At 74.8% G+C, this 2,789-nt stretch carries 2 protein-coding genes and 1 pseudogene; 2 read left to right on the top strand and 1 reads right to left on the bottom strand.

What is annotated here, in order from left to right; translation table 11 throughout:
- Positions 1 to 168: 168 nt before the first annotated feature.
- Positions 169 to 1,617 carry a hypothetical protein gene (locus tag KBX53_RS28485; RefSeq protein WP_030335341.1) on the top strand — a complete coding sequence of 483 codons (1,449 nt, stop codon included), beginning with the start codon at positions 169 to 171 and terminating at the stop codon, positions 1,615 to 1,617.
- Between the two features lie 34 nt (positions 1,618 to 1,651).
- Complete coding sequence (locus tag KBX53_RS28480; RefSeq protein WP_210862652.1) at positions 1,652 to 2,518, top strand: 3-methyladenine DNA glycosylase; 867 nt, start codon at positions 1,652 to 1,654, stop codon at positions 2,516 to 2,518.
- Positions 2,519 to 2,534: 16 nt separating this feature from the next.
- Here the strand turns inward: KBX53_RS28480 and KBX53_RS28475 are convergent.
- Positions 2,535 to 2,789, bottom strand: a pseudogene (locus KBX53_RS28475) (TetR/AcrR family transcriptional regulator); the annotation flags it as partial.

Here is a 2,789-nt window from a genome sequence, read left to right as displayed (position 1 = left end):
GGCGCTCGGGTGTGCGCAACCCGTCAGCGCGCGGCAGCCTATCGGAGCAGGAGGTGACCGGGGCGGGCTTCCCGAATTCGTACCCGCACGGAAGCGACGCGCCCCTACCGTCGGCTCCGGAGGTTCGTTCGTATGCCTGCATCGACACGACACCACAGAGCCCTCGCAGTGTTCGTGCACTGCCTCGGCATCCTCGCCGCCGTGCCGGCCCTGCCGGCGGCGGCTCCGGAGGCGGCGGCCGCGCCACGACCACCGGCGGCCACGCCACAACCGACGGCCAGCGCGCCACGACCGCCGGCGGCCACGCCAGGACCACCGGCTGGCGCGCCACGTCCCACGGACGTCCCGCCACCACCACCGGCGACGGTCGGCCCAGCGGTCACCCGGCCGCCGGTGGCGATGGCCGCCCGGGTGACCGAACCCACGCCGCCCTCGGCGCCACCGGCGATGGCACCACCCACCCGGGCGCCGGCGTCCGCGCCCCCGCAACCGGTCACGGTGGCGGTCGCGACGGAGAGCAGCCCGGCGCCGAGGTACCGGATCCAGGTGCGCAACGTGAGCGGCTCGACGCTGGACACCACTGTGCGTCAGGAGTTGCCGCCCGGCTCGACGACGACTGCGATCAGCGGCGGCGGCCGGTCCACCCCGGCCAACGGGTCGGCCACCGAGGTGACGTGGCGGCTGCGGCTGCCCGCGCACAGCACCACCACGTTGGGCACCGCGCTCGCGGCGACCGCACCGGGTCAGCCGCTGACCGCGCCGACCTGCGCGTTCACCAGTGACGGCAGCCGACCGTACGACTGCGCCACTGCCACCTGGCAGGCCGCGGCGGCACCGGCGGCCGAGGTGACCGAGGCACCGGCCTGGCGCCGCTACCCGGTACTCCTCGCCGGCCTGGCGGTTCTGCTGCTGGTCAGCGCCGCGGTGTTCTGGGTGTGGCGACGGCGGCGGCGCGGGCGGCGGGTGACGGCTGCCGCGCTCGCCACCGGCGGTGGAGCTGGGGATGGTCGCGGGACGATCTACCCGCGACCGGCAGCCCCGAGTCCGGTGCGGCGTCGGCGTACCCCGCCGGTCTGGATGTTGGTGGGCGCAGCGGTCGTGGTGCTGGCCGGCGTCGTCGGCACCGCGGGTTGGACGGCGACCCGGCAGGTCGCGGCGATCGACACCCAGAAGCAGCCGACCAGCGGCGCGTGGATGGGCACCGGGGTCACCGGGTCGCTGGGTGTGCCGCTGCGCGAGTCGGCGTTCGAGTTCACCGTGTACCGGATGACCTGCGGCGCTCCCGGCACCGCCGGGAAGGCCGACGGTGGCCCTCCCGCGCTGGTGAACGGCCGACGCTGCGAGGCGACAGTGGGTGTGCGCAACGTCACCGCCGACCACCAGCTGTGGCACAGCGAGCTGCAACGGGCGTACCTGCCGGGCGGGCGTTGGGTGAGCACCGACGAGTCGGCCACCCGGATGGCGAACCTGGGTCGGGACGTCTTCGCCAACCCGATGGCGGCGGGTACCCGGATGGTGCTGCCGCTGGTCTTCACCGTCGACGGGCGGGACCCGCCGGAGCAGCTGGAGCTGCGCAGCGGGGTGTTCTCCGCCGGGGTCCGGGTGCACATGCCCTGACCGGTGTTCCGGGCGGCGGTCGTACCCTGGGTGCGTGACCGCCGCCCTCGCCCGCACCGTGCTCGACGCGGCGCAGTGGCAGGCCCGCCGGCGGGCCCACGAGCAGCGGGTGGACGTCTGGCTGACCCCGCACCTGGCCCGGCGACGACGCGGTGAGCGGCATCCGGTGGCCGACTTCCTGTTCACCTACTACTCGCACCGCCCGGCCCAGCTGCGGCGCTGGCATCCGGGGCCCGGGGTCGAGTTGCGCGACGCCGACCCGGCGGAGTTCGGCCGCGACTACCGCGCCAGCACCGCCGGGGTCACCCTCGACACCGACGGGGTACGCGCGCGGCGCGGCGAGTCGATCACCTGGATCCGTTCCCTGTTGACGGCGACGCGTGGGCGGGCGCCGCACTTCGGCTGCTTCGGGATGCACGAGTGGGCGATGGTCTACCGGCAGACCCGGGAGGAGTTGCGGCACAACGCCTGGCCGCTGCGGTTGAGCGCGGAGCGCACCGCCGCGGTCGTCGAGGAGCGCGGGGTGCGGTGCAGCCACTTCGACGCGTTCCGGTTCTTCACACCGCCGGCCCGCCCGTTGAATGTGCTCTCCCCGACCCGGGAGACGCAGCACGCGCACGAGCAGCCGGGCTGCCTGCACGCCAACATGGATCTGTACAAGTGGGCGTACAAGTTGTCGCCGTTGGTGCCCTCGGAGTTGGTGGCCGACGCGTTCGACCTGGCTCGGGACATCCGCACGCTGGACATGCGGGCCAGCCCGTACGACCTGGCGGCGCTCGGCTACCCGCCGGTGCGGGTGGAGACCGCGGACGGTCGGGCGGAGTACGCGGCGGCGCAGCGCGCGTTCGCCGAGCGGGCCGCGGTGCTACGCGACCGGCTGCTCACCGCCGTCCCGGCCTGACCCGGCGTCGGCCCGCTCAGGTTGCCGGGCGGGTACGCAGGCCGTCGATGAGCAGCGCCACGACGGCTTCCATGTCGTCGTCGAGGCCGGGATCGTTCCAGTCGGCCCGGTGGGCTGGGTGGTGGAACCGGGCGGTGGCCTGCAACAGGGCCCGGCCGGCCACCGCCGGGTCGGGCACGGCGAATTCACCGGCGGTGACCCCGTCCGCGACGATCAGGCTGAGTTGACCGGCGAGGACCTCCAGGTGGGTGGCGACCGCGCCCTCGGAGAG

The organism is Micromonospora sp. M51, assembly GCF_018070305.1.
Lineage (GTDB): Bacteria > Actinomycetota > Actinomycetes > Mycobacteriales > Micromonosporaceae > Micromonospora > Micromonospora parva.
This window is presented reverse-complemented; position numbering and strand designations above follow the sequence as displayed.